Genomic DNA, 18256 nt, shown 5'->3' on the forward strand with positions numbered 1-18256 from the left:
CGGGTCATCTCGCTAAAGTGAGTTACAGGTCATTCAAATGGGCCTGGGCCCACTCGCGCACCTCGGCATACGGATAATCTTCCAGTGCAGCAAAGCCTGGAATGCCTCGCGCCTTCAACTTGGTAAACAACGGCACACTGATGCCGCCGAGGAAACGCGTCAGGCGTTCCGCCCCAGGCAAATGGCCGGTGTGCTCATGATGCCTGTGGATAAAATCACCGCACAGCCCCATGAAGTCTTTATCCACAAGCGCTGGCAAACCGGGCGGTGGCGCAAGGTGCGCAACATGGCCGTGGCACACCGAGCAATGCCCACAACGTTGGGGCGCGTTTTCATCGCCAAAATACTGTGCCAGGCGTTGGCCCAGGCAGCGTTCTGTGGCGAACAGATCCAACATGGCGTGAATCCGCGCGACTTCGCCCACCTCATGCTGCTTGAAGCCTGTGTATAACTGTTTGCTCAATACATCAGCGTCAAAATCGGCATCAAGCAGACTGTAAACCTCAGTCATCTGCTTGCTCTCAAGCTCGATCAGGCCTTGCTCCTGGAAGTAATCCAGCGCCTTCACCACTCGACCGCGCTCGGCATTGTGCTGTTGATAAAGCGCGTCGAAATCCACCGTCGCCCAGGTTTTCGCCCGCTTGCACACGTCGATGATCGCCGCGACAAACTGCTGCCGCTCACCGGAGAAGCGCGCGAGCAAAGCCTCAGGTTCAACCAAGTACTTGAAGCGGTACTCGGCATAAAAAGCGTAGCGCGGCGCAATGACGCCCTTGAGTTCCAATTGCACCAGCAGCGTCTTCAACGGCAGCTCGCGGATGTTGCTGTGGTCCGACAGGGATCGGAGCAAAAACTCCCACTGCCCATCGGCCCGAGCAGCCTGCAACTCTTCCAGCACCCGCCGAATGCCCTCCTGCTCCGGCGTATCGCCATACACAAAGTTTTCCAGCACGTTGAGGCTGTCGCGGTTGGCCAGCACCAGGCAATCGGAAGGTTGCCCATCACGCCCCGCGCGGCCGATTTCCTGGCTGTAGTTCTCGATGGATTTGGGCAGGTCGAAGTGCAACACATTGCGGATGTCACTCTTGTCGATGCCCATGCCGAACGCGATGGTGGCGACGATGCAATGGGAGCGCCCACTCATGAAGCGCTGCTGGATACCCTCGCGTTTATCGTGAGGCAAACCCGCGTGATAGGCCTCGGCCTGGATGCCGTTGCGGTTCAGGTGCTCGGCAATCTGCTCGGCGGTTTTCTGCAACGTGACGTAGACGATGCTCGGCTGGCCGGCACGCTCGCTCATCCACTGCACCAGCCGACGACGCTTGTCCGCACCACTGACCGGCTCCACCAACAGGTTGAGATTGGGCCGGTAGAAGCCCGTGGTGACCACATCGCCCGGAGCAATGGCGAACTTAGCCTGCATGTCGGCAATCACCTTGGGCGTCGCTGTAGCCGTCAACAACAGCGCTTGTGGGATATTGAACTGACGCTGGTAGTCCGGCAGTTTCAAATAGTCCGGACGGAAGTTGTGGCCCCACTCGGAAATACAGTGCGCCTCGTCCACCACCAACAGCGAGATCTGCACGCTTTGCAGGAAGTTACGAAAGCGCTCGTTCTTCAAACGCTCCACGGAAATCATCAGGATCTTCAACTCGCCCGAACGCGCGCGGGCCATCACATCATTCGCCTCATCGCGACTCTGTGCCGAATCAATACTGCCCGCCGAAATACCATGGCGCTGCAGGAAGCCCAATTGGTCCTGCATCAATGCCAACAATGGCGAAACCACCAGCGTCAGGTGCGGCAGCAACACCGCCGACAGCTGATAGCACAGGGACTTGCCTGACCCCGTAGGAAAAATGGCCGCAGCCGAACGGCCGGCCAGTACGGCGCTGACCGTTTCTTCCTGGCCCAGACGAAACTGTGAAAAACCGAAGACCTGCTGGAGGGTGTCGTGCATAAGCTGTCACTCCATTGACCGCTGAGTAGGCTCAAAAACATAGCCTGGGAATCTCAGCGAATCGAGAAAGGTCGCAAGGAAAAAAGAGACAGGATGATACACAGGGTGCAGCAATGGCCTTGGGCCAAATTCGACAAGTTCGACTGTGGCTGTAGGAACACCACAAACCAAATGTGGGAGGGGGCTTGCCCCCGATTGCGATGGATCAGACACACATATCTGACTGATCCAACGCTATCGTGAGCAACCCCCCTCCCACATTTCAGAACTGCACTACAGCTGAATCAGCGATTCTGCACCCGCTCAATCGCCGTGTCATACACCGGGTTGGCCTTCTGTTCCTTGGCCAACTGGTAGTGACGCAACGCATCCGGGAACTGCCCCGCCGCTTCGTAGATCCGCGCAATGTTGTAATAAGCACCTGCACGCACGGTGGCAGCATTGGCGCCGGTGGCAAGGGCGATAGCCTTGCGGTTAGCCCAGATCGACTCGGCAGTGTTGCCGGCTTTCTGATACGCCAGGCCGAGGTTGCCGTAGGCCTTGCCAAAGCCATTGTCCAGTTCGATGGCCTGGCGGAACAGGTCGATCGCCTCGTCCAACTTGCCCTCCTGGTAGGCCGCTTCACCCTGCAGGTTCAGGCGCTTCGCATCGGTTTGTACGGAAGAGCTGACGGTGACCGCGGTGACCGCCACGCTGTCATCCAGCAGCGGTTTGACTTCGTTCAGAACATTCGCGGCATTCACTGTCACGCCACTGAAGGTGTTGATGTCCTGGAAGTCGCCGCTGCCGGTCATGCGGAACACCGTCCACAGGTTGCCGCTGCGGTTTTTAGGCACGTAGTAGGTACGCACCAGCGATTGACCCATGTACACGAACACCTTGGCTTCGCTGTCGGACAACTGGCGCGAGCCTGGGTTGCCGCCATTGCTGTAGTCGTGCACGGCATAGACGTAGCTTTCGCCGTAGTGTTTTTTCTGCAGGGTGATGGTTTCCGGGCCGTAGCTGTCGGTGTCATCCACATCCAACTCGGCGTCGGTACCCTTCTGGTTCTCGAAATAGATGTTATTGCCGGGGAAAATCATGTGGGAGTCGAGGTCGCTCGGCGTCTTGCCCCACGTCAGCACCACACGCAGGCCGTCGAGGTTCTCCATCACCGGGCTGATAGCGTAGGTCATGCCTTTGCACGGGCATTTCACCACGAGGTTGGAATAGCCGGGCTTCTTGATGATCAGCAGGTTTGAGGCGTCGTCAGCGGCTTCGCTGTTCAGCGTGACCTGACCCTGGCCGTTGGTGCGGCCCACCACGTTCTGCGTGCCGTTACGTTGCAGCAACACTTCGGCGTCGGCAATTTTCTGGTCCTTGACCACCGCACTGAGTACTTCAATCGGCAATTGCTCGGCCTGGACCGAAAACGCCACCGCACACAATGACATCGCCGAGGCGACACGCAGCAAACCCATGCTTAACTCCCTTTAAGTAGTGGGCGGAATCGCCCTACAAGATTTTGCGGTGAAACATACGCTGAAATCGGGCGACTGGCAGACTTTTTGTACAGAATGTGACGTGGTTTTTATCCCGCCTGCCCACTGAAGCATTGCGCTACAATCAAGCCTTGCTAACCAGGAGTACGCTGCCATGAGCGAACCGACGTTTGAGCAAAAACAGGATCACTATCACAAGATCCGCCGTTCCAATTACCTGGCCAGCCTGCGCCTGGAAGGGTTCGACACCCAACCGGCCGACGTCGACAAACCCTTGCCGACCCGCGAAGCCGTACTTGCCAAGTACCGCAACAGCCCACGCTGATGCTCGACAAATACGGGGTGGGCCAGGATCCGTACTGCTATCCCGGTAGCAGCGTCCTGCGCAACCGCCTCGATTTGCTCGACGAAGCCCGCTTGCATCAAGCCGAGCGGGAATTATCCGAAATTGCCGTAGGCAACCTCCCTCTCTTCCCGCCACCCTACGACCTCGACCGTCTGCAACATATCCACCGCACCCTGTTCGGCGACCTCTACGACTGGGCCGGCGAATTGCGCAGCGTCAACATCCAGAAGGGCGACACGCTGTTCTGCACCCCGGAACGCATCCCACCGGAAGCGGCGAAGGTCATCCGGCTCATGCAAGACGCGCACTGGTATGTCGGTGTGAGTCAGGCTGAGCTGGTAACGCGCATTGCCGAAGCCTACGGCGACCTCAACGTCATCCACCCCTTCCGCGAAGGCAACGGCCGGGCGCAGCGGATCTTGTTCGAGCAGATCATCGTGAATGCAGGGTTTTCGGTGAATTGGTGGCTGGTGAAACACGCCGCGTGGATACCGGCGAATATTGACGCGGTGGGGTGTGATTATCGGGGGTTGGAGGCGATTTTTGAGCGGTGTATCAGCAGGCCTGCCAGCGCCTGATCGAACCACGAACGATTAAACCATCTGTTTATTGCCCGAGCGCACAGTCCGCCGCCCACCAACGCATCCGCGCTGCCACTGACTTACTGGAAACCTTCTCCTGACTGACCTTCGAACACTCGGACCTCAAAGACATCTCCCACATCACCAACGATGACGCGGTAAGCCAAAAGAAACGCGACGTCATTGACGTTTTTCGCGAGCAAGCTCGCGCCTAAAACTGACCCGCTTGCCTGTTAAATCACAGCCAAGCCACAAACGCCGGAAACGCCTGTAGGAAACCTCCAAACAAAGCGACATCCCCTTCCCAAACTGCTCCAAACGCCCGCTTGACCCTCTACAGAAGTTACCCGTAGCTGAATGAAAATAGCGCGGTTTCAACTTTCTCGGCAGAAACCTGTGAACATCGAAAGGACTCAACACATCGGCCCGGCAAGCTTCGTAGATATCACGCTGGAGACATCAGCATCGATCTGGATGCCAGTGTGAGAGGAGGTATAGGGCCTCAGCGGTCAACACTCTCAATGCATGTCTACTCGGACGAGTCTTAGTGACATGGCCCTTTACCTTCAATCCGCTTCCTTTCTCATTATCTATTTGCTGCTGCACCACCAAATCACAGACCCAATGCTCAGAAAGCACTTCGCAGTCACATGTCTTACAACAGGCCTTATTTTGACGTTCCTACTACCCTATGTAGCGGTGATCCTCAGAATGCCCCTCCTGCCTGTCTTTGTATTCCTGATAGGCTTGGCGCTCTTCATCACTCGAAACAAATACCGCCGCCAACGCAACCAGCCCCTTCATCCACTCCTGCGCGCACCCACCATGAACCTCGCCCCCAACTTCCCCGAAGACTCCGTCATGCAACAACTCCTCCAGCTGCTGCACGAAGAAATCGGCCTGCCGAAACACAAGACGATCCGCCTGCAAACCTCAATCAACTTCGACCTCGGCTGCGACGGCAGTGAGGCCAAGCAACTGATGGATGCACTGGAGCAGGAATTTGCGCTCGACCTGGGCGACTTCGACACTTATCGTTACTTCAACCCGCCGGGGTTCGACGTGTTTCTCAAGCGTCGCGCCAAGGGGCGCGGTGAAAAAGTGCCGCTGACCATCGGCATGCTCTACCTGGCCATCAAGACCCACAGATGGGACACGCAGACGCTGGAAAACCTGAGCTGAAACACAAGGACCTTACATGGACGTCACGATGGGCCTGCTGGCCGCCCTGCTCTGGGGCGGCACCGATTTTCTCGTGGGTCTCAATGCCCGAGCCGTGGGCGTTAAACGCGCGGTGTATTTCGGCCAAGCCCTGGGCTTCCTGATCATGACCCTGTTACTGGTCATTCTCCCAAGCCTCCTGTTCAAATCCCTGGAAGCTGCGCTGAGCGTCTGGCTCCTGGGCATCGCCGCCGCCCTGCTCACTGTCTCCGGCGCCCTGGCGCTGTCCAAGGCCTTCGCCCTCGGCAAAGCAGCCATTGTCGCGCCGCTCGTGACGTCTTACGGCGTGGTGACCACCTTGCTGTCCTGGGCCAGCGGTGAGGACATCAGCCTGACGCAACTGGGTTGCATCGCCCTGTGCGTGATCGGCGTGATCCTCTCCAGCCTGCACAAGGACAACGGTGTTCCCCACAACAACCCACGCCTGTCCATCGCCTACGCCATGCTCGCCGCTTTGCTGTATGGCACCAGCTTCTGGCTGCAAGGCCGCTACACCCTGCCAGCGCTTGGGCCGATCACCATGCTCTGGCTCGGCTACCTGGTGGGGCTGTGCGTGCTGGTGATGATGGTGCTGAAGATCACAGACGGCCTGAAAATCCCACCGCTGAAAAACTGCGCGACGCTGACCGGGGCAAGCTTGATGAACCTGGGTGGGTTCTCGGCGTTTTCGTGGGGAGCGATGGCAGGTTCGGTGTCGGTGGTGACGGTGATCAGTACATTGTCGGGCGGGATCGCGGCGATTCTGGGGTTTGTGTTTTTCAAGGAGCGGTTGTCGGCGGTGCAAGTGTTGGGCGTTGTGCTGGTGCTGGTCGGCGCGGTGGTTTTGCACATCGTCGACTAAGTGTTCGCGCACAAAAAAGCCGCCTCAAGAGGCGGCTTTTTCACAACGCTCGAATCTTACAACTTAGGACCCGCAGCCTTGATCGCATCGCTCACTTCAAACTTCTTGAAGTTTTCGATGAACAGACCCGCCAGCGCCTTCGCCGCTTCGTCATACGCAGCCTTGTCAGCCCAGGTATTACGTGGGTTCAACAGGCCGGTCTCAACGCCTGGCACAGCCAGTGGCACGTCGAGGTTGATGGTGTCGAGGTGTTCGGTTTCTGCACCGATCAACGCACCGCTCTGGATCGCTGCGATGACGCCGCGAGTAGTCGGGATGTTGAAGCGCTTGCCGACGCCGTAGCCGCCGCCGGTCCAGCCGGTGTTGACCAGGTAGACCTTGGAGCCGAAGCCACGGATGCGCTTGATCAGCAGCTCAGCGTATTCGCCAGCCGGGCGCGGGAAGAACGGTGCGCCGAAGCAGGTGGAGAAGGTCGACTTGATGCCACCGCCGGAACCCATTTCGGTCGAACCCACCAGTGCGGTGTAGCCGGAGAGGAAATGGTAGGCCGCTTGTTCTTCGCTGAGGATGGACACAGGTGGCAATACGCCGGTCAGGTCGCAGGTCAGGAAGATCACTGCGTTTGGCTCGCCGCCCAGGTTCTTCTCGGAACGCTTGGCAACGTGCTCCAGCGGGTAGGCGGCACGGCTGTTCTGGGTCAGGCTGACGTTGGTGTAGTCGGCGTGCTTGGCATCGTCGATCACCACGTTTTCCAGCACGGCGCCGTGCTTGATGGCTTTCCAGATGACGGGCTCGTTCTTCTCGGACAGGTCGATGCACTTGGCATAGCAACCGCCTTCGATGTTGAACACCACGCCTTCGCCCCAGCCGTGTTCGTCGTCACCGATCAGGTAACGGCTTTCGTCGGCGGACAGGGTGGTTTTACCGGTGCCCGACAGACCGAAGAACAGGGTCACGTCGCCTGCTTCGCCAATGTTGGCAGCGCAGTGCATCGGCAGCACGTCGGAAGCCGGCAGCAGGAAGTTCTGCACCGAGAACATGGCTTTTTTCATTTCACCGGCGTAACGCATGCCGGCGATCAGCACTTTCTTCTGGGCGAAGTTGAGGATCACGCAACCGTCGGAGTTGGTGCCGTCACGCTCAGGCACGCACTCGAAGTTGGCCACGTTAAGCACTTGCCACTCTTCACGACCGGCCGGGTTGTACTGGGCCGGGTTGATGAACAGGCAACGACCGAACAGGTTCTGCCAGGCAGTCTGGGTGGTCATTTTCACAGCCAGGTAGTGGTCTTCGGAAGCCCCTACGTGAACGTGGGAAACGAAGTGCTCTTGCGCGTTGTTGAACGCCTCGACGCGAGCCCACAGGGCATCGAACTTGTCGGCCGGGAACTTGCGGTTGATCGGGCCCCAGGCGATAGCGTCCTGGGTAGTAGGCTCTTCAACGATGAAACGGTCGACCGGCGAACGGCCAGTACGGTGACCGGTTTCGACGACCAGCGCGCCAGTATCGGCGAGCACGCCTTCACCACGCTGCAGGGCTTCTTTAACCAGATCGTCAACACTCAGATCGGTGTATACGGCGTTGTTGGCTTGCGTCATGAGGTTCCCCGTCGGCCTATGGCCGAGTGCTCCAAACGTTTTGTAGTAGAAAGTTGCGCACTACTACCGCGAAAAAAGTGGGCCGGATTATGCCAGAAAAGCCCAAAAAGAGTAGGGCCCTCCCGTCAGAACTGCGCTAATCCGGCGTTTGTCAGGTGATTTACCTGTGCTTAAACGTTTTAGTGGCGGGTGTCGGAAGGGGTGTCGATGCCTGCACCGGCGAACAATTGGGCGACGTCGGCGGCATCGAACAGGTAGCGCTGGTTGCAGAACTGGCAGTCAATCTCGATATGCCCGCCGTGCTCCACTACCAAATCCTGCGCATCTTCCAGGCCCAGGCTGACCAAGGCGTTGGCCGAGCGCTCGCGCGAGCAGCTGCAATGGAAACGCAGGCCCTGTTCGTCGAACAGCCGCACGGCCTCTTCGTGGTACAGGCGATGGAGAATGGTTTCGTTGTCCAGGCCCAGCAGTTCTTCAGCTTTCAGGGTGTCGGCCAGGGCGATGATGTGGCGCCAGCTTTCAGCACGATCATCGTCGTCCTTGATGCGGTCAGCCGGCAACTGCTGCAGCAACAGGCCACGGGCACGCTTGCCGTCAGCGTTAAGCCAGAACTTGGTGCCGACTTGCTGGGACATTACGAAATAGTTGGTGAAGCAATCCGACAGGGTTTCGCCGTCCAGGTCGACGATGCCTTGATAGCGCTGGCCCTCGGTCGGATCGACGGTGATGGCCAACACGCCGTTGGCCATCAGGTCAGACAAGGTGGCGTCCGGGGCAATCTGGTCGGCTTCGTAACGGGCCAAACCACGGATTTCACGCTCGCTTGAGCATTCGATCATCAGCATCGGCACCGGACCCTCGGAACGCGCCTGCAGGATCAGCAACCCATCGAATTTCATGGTGCCCACCAGCAGCGCCGCCGCCGCCATCAGCTCACCGAGCAATTGCGCGACCGGCTCCGGATAGGGGTGCTTGGCGAGGACTTCGGCGTAGCTGCGCTCCAGCGAGACCAGTTCGCCGCGGGCGTCGTTCTCGTCGAAGATGAAGCGTTGGGTGAAGTCGGTATCCGGTAGATCAGTCATAGGTCTGGGTATCTGAATTGATGACAAATTGATTACAAGGTTTATAGAATTAAACGCTTTAGCACCATTTTGGTGCGATTTTCTAGGGCCGTGGGGGACAGTTTATGAACAATCCGGGTTTGTTCCAAGCCAAGTGGAACCTCGGGCGATGGGCCTTTTGCAATCTACTCGCTATCGGACTGCTGTGTTTTTGGCTGTGGCCCACGGGGCAGATGCTGTGTGTGCTTTTCGACGAGTGGCTGTTTCATCTGCTCAATGACCCGCTGGCAAGCAACTCGACCTGGCTGCACGTATGGGCTGTCGCCAGTTTGCGACCGTTCGACGCGGTGGTTGGAGTGATTCTGCTGTCGCTGTTGATTCGCGGCGACTGGGTATTCAAGGCCGTGCAGGTGCGCCAGGCACTGCTAGGTTTTATTGGCATTCTGCTGCTCTTGCTGTTTATCCGCATGCTGTTTTCCAAATTCGCTGCGCATATGGGCTGGCAACACAGTAGCCCGTCAATGGTGATCAGCGGAGCGATCCAGATGAGCGACTTCTTCCCGGGGCTGGAGAAAACCTGGGAGTTGAAGGACCGTTCGAGCCAGAGTTTTCCAGGCGATCACGCTTCGGTGCTGTTGATCTGGGGGATGTTCATGACGGTGTTCGCCAAGCGCATCGGCCAGGTGCTGGTGATCTGGGGCCTGGCACTGTTGTTCATGATGCCGCGCCTGGTGGCGGGCGCGCATTGGGGCCAGGATGACTACATTGGCGGTGTATTGCTGGCGCTGTTGGCGTTGGGGTGGGGGTACTACACGCCGTTTGCGGCGAAGGTATCGAGTGGGTTGTTGCGGGTGACGGCGCCGGTGTTTGGGCTGCTTCAACACCTGCCGCTGATTGGTCTATTGAGTGTGGTTCGCCCAGCATGATGGCCAAGGGTGAGGGAGCTTGCTCCCTCACTGTCGCAGTCAGTCATCATTGCCACTGCCGCGAAACTTGAACAGATCACGACGCTGCTTCTTGCTCGGCTTGCCATCCGTGGTCATGCCTGTGGCGCCCGCCTTGCGCATTGCCGCCGCATTTTCACGCTTGGCAATGCTGGCTTCGGTCTCGGTGTACAACGCCTGCGCTTCAGGCGCGCCACGGCGCACGATGGAAAGCGCCTGAACCACGACTGTCTTTTCATCAAACCCGACACGAATCTGGAATTCATCGCCGATGCGCGGTTCCTTGCCTGGCTTGCAGCGCTCGCCGCGATGGTGCACCTTGCCACTCTCGATAGCAGCTTTGGCCAGGGCGCGGGTTTTATAGAACCGTGCCGCCCATAACCACTTGTCCAATCGGACCTTTTCTTCCTCTTCCTGCTTTTGAGCCACTTGAATTCCTCGCTCTGAAAAATGTCGCAACTTTACCGTTGAAACCCTTCGACGCATAAACCCCAAGGCTCACCTAAGATACGCCAGGTACACCCTGTTTTCGCGAGGATACGCCGTGACCGACTTTCCCATTTCACTCACCTCGCCCGACCAGCGGTGCGTGGGCTGCCAGCAAAGCGAGCCCTTGGGCTTTGATTTCGCTTTCGCTTACCAGCCTATCGTAGACCTTCGGGATCATTCTATTTTCGCCCACGAAGCCTTGGTGCGGGGTACGCAAGGTGAAGGCGCGTTGTCGGTACTTGAACAGGTCAATGAACACAACCGTTACCGCTTCGACCAGCGTTGCCGTACACAGGCCATTGCCGGGGCTGCTGCATTGGGGATGCAAACCCGCTTATCCATCAACTTCATGCCCAATGCCGTATATCGGCCTGAGCTCTGTATTCGCAGCACCCTGGAAGCGGCGCAGGCACATAACTTTCCGCTGGATCGCTTGATTTTCGAGACTCTGGAACACGAGCACATAGATAACTATCGCCATTTGACGAATATTCTGCGTGAATACCGCGAATTCGGCTTCATGACCGCCATCGACGATTTCGGCGCGGGTTATTCGGGGCTGAATCTGCTGGCCGATTTCCAACCTGACTTGATCAAACTCGACATGGCGCTGATCCGCGATGTCGACCAGGACCGTGTCCGCCAGGTGATCGTCCAGGGGATTGTCACAATCTGTGAGCAGTTGGGGGTTACTGTCATCGCCGAAGGCATCGAAAGTGCCGGCGAGCGCGACTTCCTGTTCGATTGCGGAATATTTCTGATGCAGGGCTACTGGTTCGCCAGGCCCGCATTCAAAGCGTTGGCCGAGGTTTCTCCTCAGGCCTGGGCGAATTAACCGGTTACCCATATTGAAGACATTTGACCATTTGACCGTTGTGGGTCTGCGTGAGTGGGTGGCACTTCCCGACTTGGGAGTGGCAGGCCTGCGCGCGAAGATCGACACCGGCGCCAGCACCTCAAGCCTGCACGCTACCGATATCGAGCCGTTTGAGCGCGACGGTGAGAAGTGGGTGCGTTTTACCGCGCACCTGGGCAGCGTTGTGCAACTGCGTCACCGCCGCTGCGAAGCACCCTTGGTGACGATGAAAACCATCAAAAGCTCCAACGGCCACGCCCAGGTGCGTTATGTCATCAGCACCACGCTGGCGCTGGGTGACAGGGTGTGGCGGGTGGAGTTCACCCTGGCCTGCCGCAAAGCCATGCGTTACCGGCTGTTGCTGGGCTCCAAAGCCTTGATTGACGGCCAACTGGTGGTCAACCCCGGCATCAAGTACGTTCAAGACAAGCCGGTGTTCCCGGTCTCTACTCTTTCTGTCCCAGGTGCTGCATGAAGATTGCTGTGCTGTCGCGAAACCCGCGTCTGTATTCCACCCGCCGCCTGGTTGAGGCCGGCACCGAACGTGGCCACGAAATGGTGGTGATCGACACGTTGCGTGCCTATATGAACATTGCCAGCCACAAGCCGCAGATCCACTACCGGGGCAAGCCGCTGGAGGGGTTTGATGCCGTGATCCCTCGCATTGGTGCCTCAGTAACGTTTTATGGCTGCGCGGTCTTGCGTCAGTTTGAAATGATGGGGGTGTTTCCCCTTAATGAATCGGTCGCCATAGCCCGTTCACGGGACAAGTTGCGTTCGCTACAGTTGTTGTCGCGCCGAGGTATCGGCCTGCCGGTGACTGGCTTTGCCCACTCCCCCGATGACATCCCCGACCTGATCGACATGGTCAACGGTGCCCCCCTGGTGATCAAGGTGCTGGAAGGCACCCAGGGTATCGGCGTGGTGCTCTGTGAAACCGCGACGGCGGCCGAATCCGTGATCGAGGCGTTCATGGGTCTCAAGCAGAACATCATGGTTCAGGAGTACATCAAGGAAGCCGGCGGTGCGGATATCCGCTGCTTTGTGGTGGGCGACAAGGTGATTGCGGCGATGAAACGCCAGGCCAAGCCGGGGGAGTTCCGCTCCAACCTGCACCGTGGCGGCAGCGCCAGCCTGATCAAGATCACCCCGGAAGAACGCATGACCGCGCTGCGGGCAGCCAAGGTGATGGGGTTGAGCGTGGCAGGCGTGGATATCCTGCGCTCCAATCACGGGCCATTGGTGATGGAGGTGAATTCGTCACCGGGCTTGGAAGGCATTGAAACCACCACCGGCAAGGACGTGGCAGGGATCATCATTCAGCATCTGGAGAAGAATGGCGGGCCGAATATGACCAGGACCAAGGGCAAGGGCTGATAAGAAACGGCGTTTGAAACAACGCAAAACCAATGTGGAAGCGGGGTTGCTCGCGAAGGCGTAGTGTCAGTCAGACCATCTGTGACTGATACACCGCTTTCGCGAACAACCCCGCTCCCACCTATGGCCTGCGTTGTTGCTTAGACCGCGTCTCGGGGTAGCATCAGGCCAAGCGGCAAGCGTACCCGCGCTTCCAGGCCACCCTCTTCTCGATTGCGCAGCTCAACATTGCCGCCATGCATCGATGCAATCCGCCGCACAATCGCCAGCCCCAAGCCGGTTCCCTTGCCACCCCTGGCACGGTCGCCACGGGTGAAGGGGTTGAAGATACCTTCCAACTCGTCCGGGTCGATGCCTGCGCCCCGGTCCATCACGCTCAGCACCACATAAGGTGCAGCACTGTCGCCGGACACATACGCCGCCACTTCTACATCGGAACCGGCGTGATGCAAGGCGTTGCCGATCAGGTTGTTCAACAGGCGCTTCATCGATACCCGACGCAAGGCAAACGGCTGGATCGGCTCCAGGCGCATGCGCACCTGCTCACCATTCTGGTTGTAGGGCGCGACCACCTCACGCACCAGGTCCGTCAGGTCGACTTCTTCCACCACTTCATCACGGCCATCCCGGATAAACGCCAGGAACTGGTCGAGAATCGCATCCATGTCCTCGATGTCGCGGACCATGTCATCGGTGAGGTCCGTATGGTTGCCCATCAACTCCAGAGACAAGCGCAGTCGCGTCAACGGTGTGCGCAAGTCATGGGACACCCCCGCCAGCATCAACTCGCGCTCGCGCCCGGCCTGTTCGACGTCTTCCGCCATCTGGTTGAACGCGCCGTACACCTCGGTCATCTCGCTGGGCGTGTCGCTGACCGGCAAGCGCACGCTGCGCCCCTGGCCCAATTGACGGGCGGCGAACACAAGGCGTTTAAGCGGCTGGTTGAGCTGGCGCACGAAAATCCACGCCGACGCCGTTGACAGCAAGCCGATCGCCAGGAACCAACCCAACACGTTCCAAATCTTCTGCCCCCGAAGCGGATGCGGGTACAGCGGCACTTTCAGCCAGTCCTCGCCCAGGCTTGGCGCACGCACCCACAATGCCGGCGACACATGCATGCGCAGCCGTACCTCGGTGTCTTCACCCAGTTCGGCCTGCATCTGGCGTTGGTAGATTTCACTGTAGGGCCAATGCTGCTCGCCCTCCGGCACACCCGCACCGGCGACACGTACCAGGGTCGCGGCCTTGGCGATCTTCTCGCGGTTCTCAGGGTCTGCCGCCCAATAGGCGCGCAGCGTCAGGGCGACACCGTGGCTGTATTGTCGATCCACCAGCACGTCCTCGTTCATCAACAGATAAACCAGTGTGAGTGCCTTGGAAAACAGAACGACGATCAGCACCAGCCAGAGGGTGCGGGAGAAGAAACTTTGGGGGAACCACAGCGGGGTTTTCATAGAAGACTGCTAGATACCTTGCAGAAACGAGCGGCGCTCGCAGAATTGCAGACGCCGGGCATCCCGTCGCCCCTCATGGAGTCAAACGCCAGGATGCCCGCCCCTGCAAATCACCGGTCAACTGGTTTTATTGCCGTCCGGAACAAACACATAACCGACGCCCCACACCGTCTGGATATACCGCGGCTTGGACGGGTCCGGCTCGATCATCCGACGCAGACGGGAGATCTGTACGTCGATGGACCGCTCCAGCGCATCCCATTCCCGGCCACGGGCGAGGTTCATCAGCTTGTCGCGAGTCAGCGGCTGGCGAGCGTTCATCACCAGGGCCTTGAGCACGGCGAATTCGCCGGTGGTCAGCATGTGCACTTCATCGCCACGCTTTAGCTCACGGGTCGCCAGCGACAGTTCGTAGTCGCCAAAGGTGACGCTTTCGTCTTCGCTGCCTGGTGCACCCGGTACCGGGGCTGCCTGGCGACGCAACACGGCCTTCACCCGCGCCATCAGCTCGTCAGGGTTGAAAGGCTTGGCCAGGTAGTCATCGGCGCCCAGTTCGAGGCCCTTGATGCGACTCAGCTCATCACCCTTGGCGGTGAGCATGATGATTGGAATCTGGTTGTTTGCGCCGCGCAGGCGTTTGCAGGCGGTCAGGCCGTCTTCGCCGGGCAGCATCAGGTCGAGTACGACCAGGTTGAAGACTTCACGCCCCAACAGGCGGTCCATCTGCTCGGTGTTCGGCACCGCACGGGCGCGATAGCCCTTGGAGTTGAAGAAACGCTCCAGCAGGCTGCTCAGCCCCGGATCGTCGTCAACGATGAGAATTTTTTCGCCTTCAGCAGTTTGTGCAGTGCTGCTCATTAGATGCTCCTCTTATCTCGGCGCGCATTATGGCCTAGCTGCCGTTATACGCACCGTGTGCATTGTTAGCAGATTTTTCCTCAACTGCCAGCGAACCCGCGCCCTACAACCGTTGGCGCAATCCCCCCCAAGGGCAGAACGCTGGTTATAATGCGGCGCCGTCGCGCAGGGCAACGTCCGATCGTTACCGTTTGATGCCGAGGCTTTTTTCACCCCGCTTGTGTGATTTTTTCGATTTCGAGGGTCAATAGGCTGCCTCTTGACCCAGGCAGCGGCGCCAGTCGGGCCGCTCAACCAGCCTCCCAGGGCCTTGTTTTCCGGGCCTTCGAGCTGCTTTTCAGAATTTCAGGTGGTTTTATGGACAGCATCAACAGCCGCATCGCCGAGGAACTCGGTGTACGCCCACAACAGGTCGAAGCGGCCGTCGCTCTACTGGATGAAGGCTCCACCGTGCCCTTCATCGCCCGTTACCGTAAAGAAGTGACCGGCAGCCTCGACGACACCCAACTGCGTCACCTGGAAGAGCGCCTGCGCTACCTGCGAGAACTCGACGAACGGCGCATCAGCATCCTCGCCAGCATCGAGGAACAAGGCAAGCTGACCCCGCAGTTGGAACGCGATATCAAACTCGCCGACACCAAAACCCGCCTCGAAGACCTCTACCTGCCGTACAAGCAGAAGCGTCGCACCAAGGGCCAGATCGCCCTGGAAGCCGGCCTGGGCGACCTCGCCGACGGCCTGTTCAACGACCCGTCGCTGACCCCGGAAACCGAAGCCGCGCGCTTTATCGACGCCCAAAAAGGCGTCGCCGACGTCAAGGCCGCCCTCGAAGGCGCCAAGTACATCCTCATGGAGCGCTTCGCCGAAGACGCCAGTTTGCTGGAAAAACTGCGTAACTATTTGAAGCAAGAAGCCATCCTCAGCGCCCGCGTCATCGCTGGTAAAGAGGAGGAAGGCGCCAAGTTCCGCGATTACTTCGAACACGACGAACCGCTGAAAAGCATGCCGTCCCACCGTGCGCTCGCCATTTTCCGTGGCCGCAACGAAGGTATTCTCAGCTCCGCGCTGAAGGTCGGCGACGAATTGCCGGGCACCATGCACCCGTGCGAAGGCATGATCGGTCAACAATTCGGCATCCAGAATCAGAACCGTCCTGCGGACAAGTGGCTCGGTGAAGTGGTGCGCTGGACCTGGAAGGTCAAGCTCTACACCCACCTGGAAACCGACCTGCTCGGTGAGCTGCGCGACGGCGCCGAGACAGAGGCGATCAACGTGTTCGCCCACAACCTGCACGACCTGCTGCTGGCCGCCCCGGCCGGCCCGCGCGCCACTCTGGGCCTCGACCCGGGCCTGCGTACCGGCTGCAAGGTCGCCGTGGTCGACTCCACCGGCAAGTTGCTGGACCACGCCACGGTGTATCCGCATGTACCGCACAACAAATGGGACCAGACCCTCGCGATCCTGGCCGCCCTGTGCGCCAAGCACGCGGTGGACCTGATCGCCATCGGCAACGGCACCGCCAGCCGTGAAACCGACAAACTGGCCGCCGAGCTGATCAAGAAATACCCCGCCATGAAGATGACCAAAGTCATGGTCTCCGAGGCCGGCGCTTCGGTGTACTCGGCGTCGGAACTGGCCTCCAAGGAATTCCCGGACCTCGACGTGTCGATCCGTGGCGCGGTGTCCATCGCCCGTCGCCTGCAGGATCCACTGGCCGAACTGGTCAAGATCGACCCTAAATCCATCGGCGTCGGCCAGTACCAGCACGACGTGTCGCAGCTGAAACTGGCACGTGGCCTGGACGCAGTGGTGGAAGACTGCGTAAACGCCGTCGGCGTGGATGTGAACACCGCCTCCGTCGCCTTGTTGGCGCGTATTTCCGGCCTCAACGCCACCCTGGCGCAAAATATCGTGAACCACCGCGACGAAAACGGCGCGTTCAAAACCCGTGCAGCGTTGAAAAAAGTCGCACGCCTGGGTGAAAAAACCTTCGAACAGGCCGCCGGTTTCCTACGCGTAATGAACGGCGACAACCCGCTGGATTCCTCCGCGGTTCACCCGGAAGCGTACCCACTGGTGCAACGCATCGCCGCCGAGACCGACCGCGATATCCGTTCGCTGATCGGTGACGCCGCGTTTCTCAAGCGCCTGGATCCCAAGAAGTACACCGACGAAACCTTCGGTGTACCGACCATCACCGACATCCTGCAAGAGCTGGAAAAGCCGGGCCGCGACCCCCGTCCCGAGTTCAAGACCGCCGAGTTCCAGGACGGCGTCGAAGACCTCAAGGACCTGGAGCTGGGCATGATCCTCGAAGGCGTGGTCACCAACGTGACCAACTTCGGCGCCTTTGTGGACATCGGTGTTCATCAGGACGGTTTGGTGCATATCTCCGCGCTTTCGGAGAAGTTCATCAAGGATCCGCGTGAAGCGGTAAAAGCCGGTGACGTGGTCAAGGTCAAGGTCATGGAAGTCGACATCCCGCGCAAACGCGTTGGCCTGTCGATGCGCATGAGCGACACCCCTGGCGAGAAAATCGACGGTGCCCGCGGCGCACGTCCTGGTTCGGCGCCGCGCCAGTCGCAAAACAACGCGCCGCGCAAGGAAACGGCCACCGCCGCGCCAAGCAACAACGCCATGGCCTCGCTGTTTGCCAACGCTAAACAGTTGAAGAAACGCTGATGGAAATCCCGGCCGGTTTGACCCAGAGCGCGTTCAGCGAACTGATCGGCTGCCGCCTGCAACGCCTTGAGGAAGGCGTTGCCGAGGTGGCCCTGACCCTGGAGCCGCACCTGCGCAACCGCGCGGGCAAGCTCCATGGCGGGGCGATTTTCAGCCTGGTGGACATTACGATGGGGCTGGCCTGCTCCAGCGCCCATGGTTTCGACCAACAAAGTGCGACCATCGAGTGCAAGATCAACTATATCCGAGCCGTGTCTGACGGTGACGTGCTGTGCACCAGTCGGGTGATCCATGCCGGTCGTCGCACGTTGGTGGTCGAAGCGGACGTGTACCAGGACGAAAGACTTGTCGCAAAAGCACAGGGCACCTTCGCTGTCCTATAGCTCCCCACCCCCGATTTGAGTTAATTTCGGCGCTGCAATCACGGCGTCGGAATTTTCTCGCCGCGCTGTAGCCAAATTCATGGAGTGAAGTCGGCATTTTCAGAGCGGGTTAAATCGACTCTAA

Annotated in this window: 17 protein-coding genes; 10 read left to right on the forward strand and 7 right to left on the reverse strand. The window is 59.1% G+C overall.

All coding sequences use genetic code 11. The features are described 5' to 3' along the window. Window positions 1-22: 22 nt before the first annotated feature. Together AB4O08_RS11305 and AB4O08_RS11310 are read right to left on the reverse strand one after the other, a co-directional pair. On the reverse strand, window positions 23-1960 hold the full coding sequence (locus AB4O08_RS11305) for a RecQ family ATP-dependent DNA helicase (RefSeq protein WP_047544200.1): 1938 nt from the start codon (window positions 1958-1960) through the stop codon (window positions 23-25). Between the two features lie 284 nt (window positions 1961-2244). After that, on the reverse strand, window positions 2245-3420 hold the full coding sequence (locus AB4O08_RS11310) for a tetratricopeptide repeat protein (protein WP_460114128.1): 1176 nt from the start codon (window positions 3418-3420) through the stop codon (window positions 2245-2247). Window positions 3421-3595: 175 nt separating this feature from the next. Here AB4O08_RS11310 and AB4O08_RS11315 point away from each other — a divergent pair, with 175 nt between their 5' ends. The 4 genes from AB4O08_RS11315 to AB4O08_RS11330 all read left to right on the forward strand — a co-directional run bounded on the left by AB4O08_RS11315 (window position 3596) and on the right by AB4O08_RS11330 (window position 6430). After that, window positions 3596-3766 carry a YhfG family protein gene (locus AB4O08_RS11315; protein WP_010214072.1) on the forward strand — a complete coding sequence of 57 codons (171 nt, stop codon included), beginning with the start codon at window positions 3596-3598 and terminating at the stop codon, window positions 3764-3766. Continuing rightward, complete coding sequence (locus tag AB4O08_RS11320; RefSeq protein WP_460114129.1) at window positions 3766-4365, forward strand: putative adenosine monophosphate-protein transferase Fic; 600 nt, start codon at window positions 3766-3768, stop codon at window positions 4363-4365. The genes AB4O08_RS11315 and AB4O08_RS11320 overlap by 1 nt, the downstream gene beginning before the upstream one ends. A gap of 828 nt (window positions 4366-5193) precedes the next feature. Beyond that, the gene (locus tag AB4O08_RS11325; protein WP_029529275.1) at window positions 5194-5550 is read left to right on the forward strand and encodes a DUF1493 family protein; all 357 of its coding nucleotides are present in this window, start codon (window positions 5194-5196) and stop codon (window positions 5548-5550) included. A 16-nt stretch (window positions 5551-5566) separates the two neighbouring features. Beyond that, window positions 5567-6430, forward strand: a complete 864-nt coding sequence (locus tag AB4O08_RS11330; RefSeq protein ID WP_232920570.1) for a DMT family transporter — start codon at window positions 5567-5569, stop codon at window positions 6428-6430. A 56-nt stretch (window positions 6431-6486) separates the two neighbouring features. Here AB4O08_RS11330 and AB4O08_RS11335 read toward each other — a convergent pair whose 3' ends face one another. Both AB4O08_RS11335 and hslO read right to left on the reverse strand, forming a co-directional pair. After that, the gene (locus tag AB4O08_RS11335; RefSeq protein WP_045791411.1) at window positions 6487-8028 is read right to left on the reverse strand and encodes a phosphoenolpyruvate carboxykinase; all 1542 of its coding nucleotides are present in this window, start codon (window positions 8026-8028) and stop codon (window positions 6487-6489) included. 179 nt (window positions 8029-8207) lie between these two features. Beyond that, window positions 8208-9110 carry an Hsp33 family molecular chaperone HslO gene (gene hslO, locus AB4O08_RS11340; RefSeq protein ID WP_010214086.1) on the reverse strand — a complete coding sequence of 301 codons (903 nt, stop codon included), beginning with the start codon at window positions 9108-9110 and terminating at the stop codon, window positions 8208-8210. 104 nt (window positions 9111-9214) lie between these two features. Here hslO and AB4O08_RS11345 point away from each other — a divergent pair, with 104 nt between their 5' ends. Then, window positions 9215-10015: a phosphatase PAP2 family protein gene (locus tag AB4O08_RS11345; protein WP_460114130.1), complete on the forward strand. Its 801-nt coding sequence runs from the start codon at window positions 9215-9217 to the stop codon at window positions 10013-10015. Window positions 10016-10054: 39 nt separating this feature from the next. Here the strand turns inward: AB4O08_RS11345 and AB4O08_RS11350 are convergent, their stop codons facing one another. Next, the gene (locus AB4O08_RS11350) at window positions 10055-10462 is read right to left on the reverse strand and encodes an RNA-binding S4 domain-containing protein (RefSeq protein WP_010214088.1); all 408 of its coding nucleotides are present in this window, start codon (window positions 10460-10462) and stop codon (window positions 10055-10057) included. Window positions 10463-10577: 115 nt separating this feature from the next. On the opposite strand from AB4O08_RS11350, the gene rimA reads away from it, so the two are divergent. From rimA to rimK, 3 genes are read left to right on the forward strand one after another with little or no spacing between them, the layout of a single operon-like run. Continuing rightward, entirely contained in the window at window positions 10578-11357 is a 780-nt protein-coding gene (rimA, locus tag AB4O08_RS11355) for a S6 modification regulatory phosphodiesterase RimA (RefSeq protein ID WP_010214089.1), read from the forward strand. 13 nt (window positions 11358-11370) lie between these two features. Then, complete coding sequence (gene rimB / locus AB4O08_RS11360) at window positions 11371-11853, forward strand: retropepsin-like aspartic endopeptidase RimB (protein ID WP_016979043.1); 483 nt, start codon at window positions 11371-11373, stop codon at window positions 11851-11853. Further along, window positions 11850-12755 carry a 30S ribosomal protein S6--L-glutamate ligase gene (gene rimK / locus AB4O08_RS11365; RefSeq protein WP_010214091.1) on the forward strand — a complete coding sequence of 302 codons (906 nt, stop codon included), beginning with the start codon at window positions 11850-11852 and terminating at the stop codon, window positions 12753-12755. The genes rimB and rimK overlap by 4 nt, the downstream gene beginning before the upstream one ends. 140 nt (window positions 12756-12895) lie before the next feature. Here the strand turns inward: rimK and AB4O08_RS11370 are convergent, their stop codons facing one another. Both AB4O08_RS11370 and ompR read right to left on the reverse strand, forming a co-directional pair. After that, window positions 12896-14209, reverse strand: coding sequence for an ATP-binding protein (locus AB4O08_RS11370; RefSeq protein ID WP_021491614.1), 1314 nt, complete (start codon window positions 14207-14209; stop codon window positions 12896-12898). A 117-nt stretch (window positions 14210-14326) separates the two neighbouring features. Further along, a complete protein-coding gene (gene ompR, locus AB4O08_RS11375; RefSeq protein ID WP_010214095.1) occupies window positions 14327-15067 on the reverse strand; it encodes an osmolarity response regulator transcription factor OmpR in 741 nt (246 codons plus the stop codon). A 357-nt stretch (window positions 15068-15424) separates the two neighbouring features. On the opposite strand from ompR, the gene AB4O08_RS11380 reads away from it, so the two are divergent. Both AB4O08_RS11380 and AB4O08_RS11385 read left to right on the forward strand, forming a co-directional pair. Next, the gene (locus AB4O08_RS11380) at window positions 15425-17749 is read left to right on the forward strand and encodes a Tex family protein (RefSeq protein ID WP_021491615.1); all 2325 of its coding nucleotides are present in this window, start codon (window positions 15425-15427) and stop codon (window positions 17747-17749) included. Then, on the forward strand, window positions 17749-18132 hold the full coding sequence (locus AB4O08_RS11385; RefSeq protein ID WP_021491616.1) for a PaaI family thioesterase: 384 nt from the start codon (window positions 17749-17751) through the stop codon (window positions 18130-18132). The genes AB4O08_RS11380 and AB4O08_RS11385 overlap by 1 nt, the downstream gene beginning before the upstream one ends. Window positions 18133-18256 lie beyond the last annotated feature (124 nt).

It is taken from the genome of Pseudomonas sp. H3_E07, assembly GCF_054668895.1.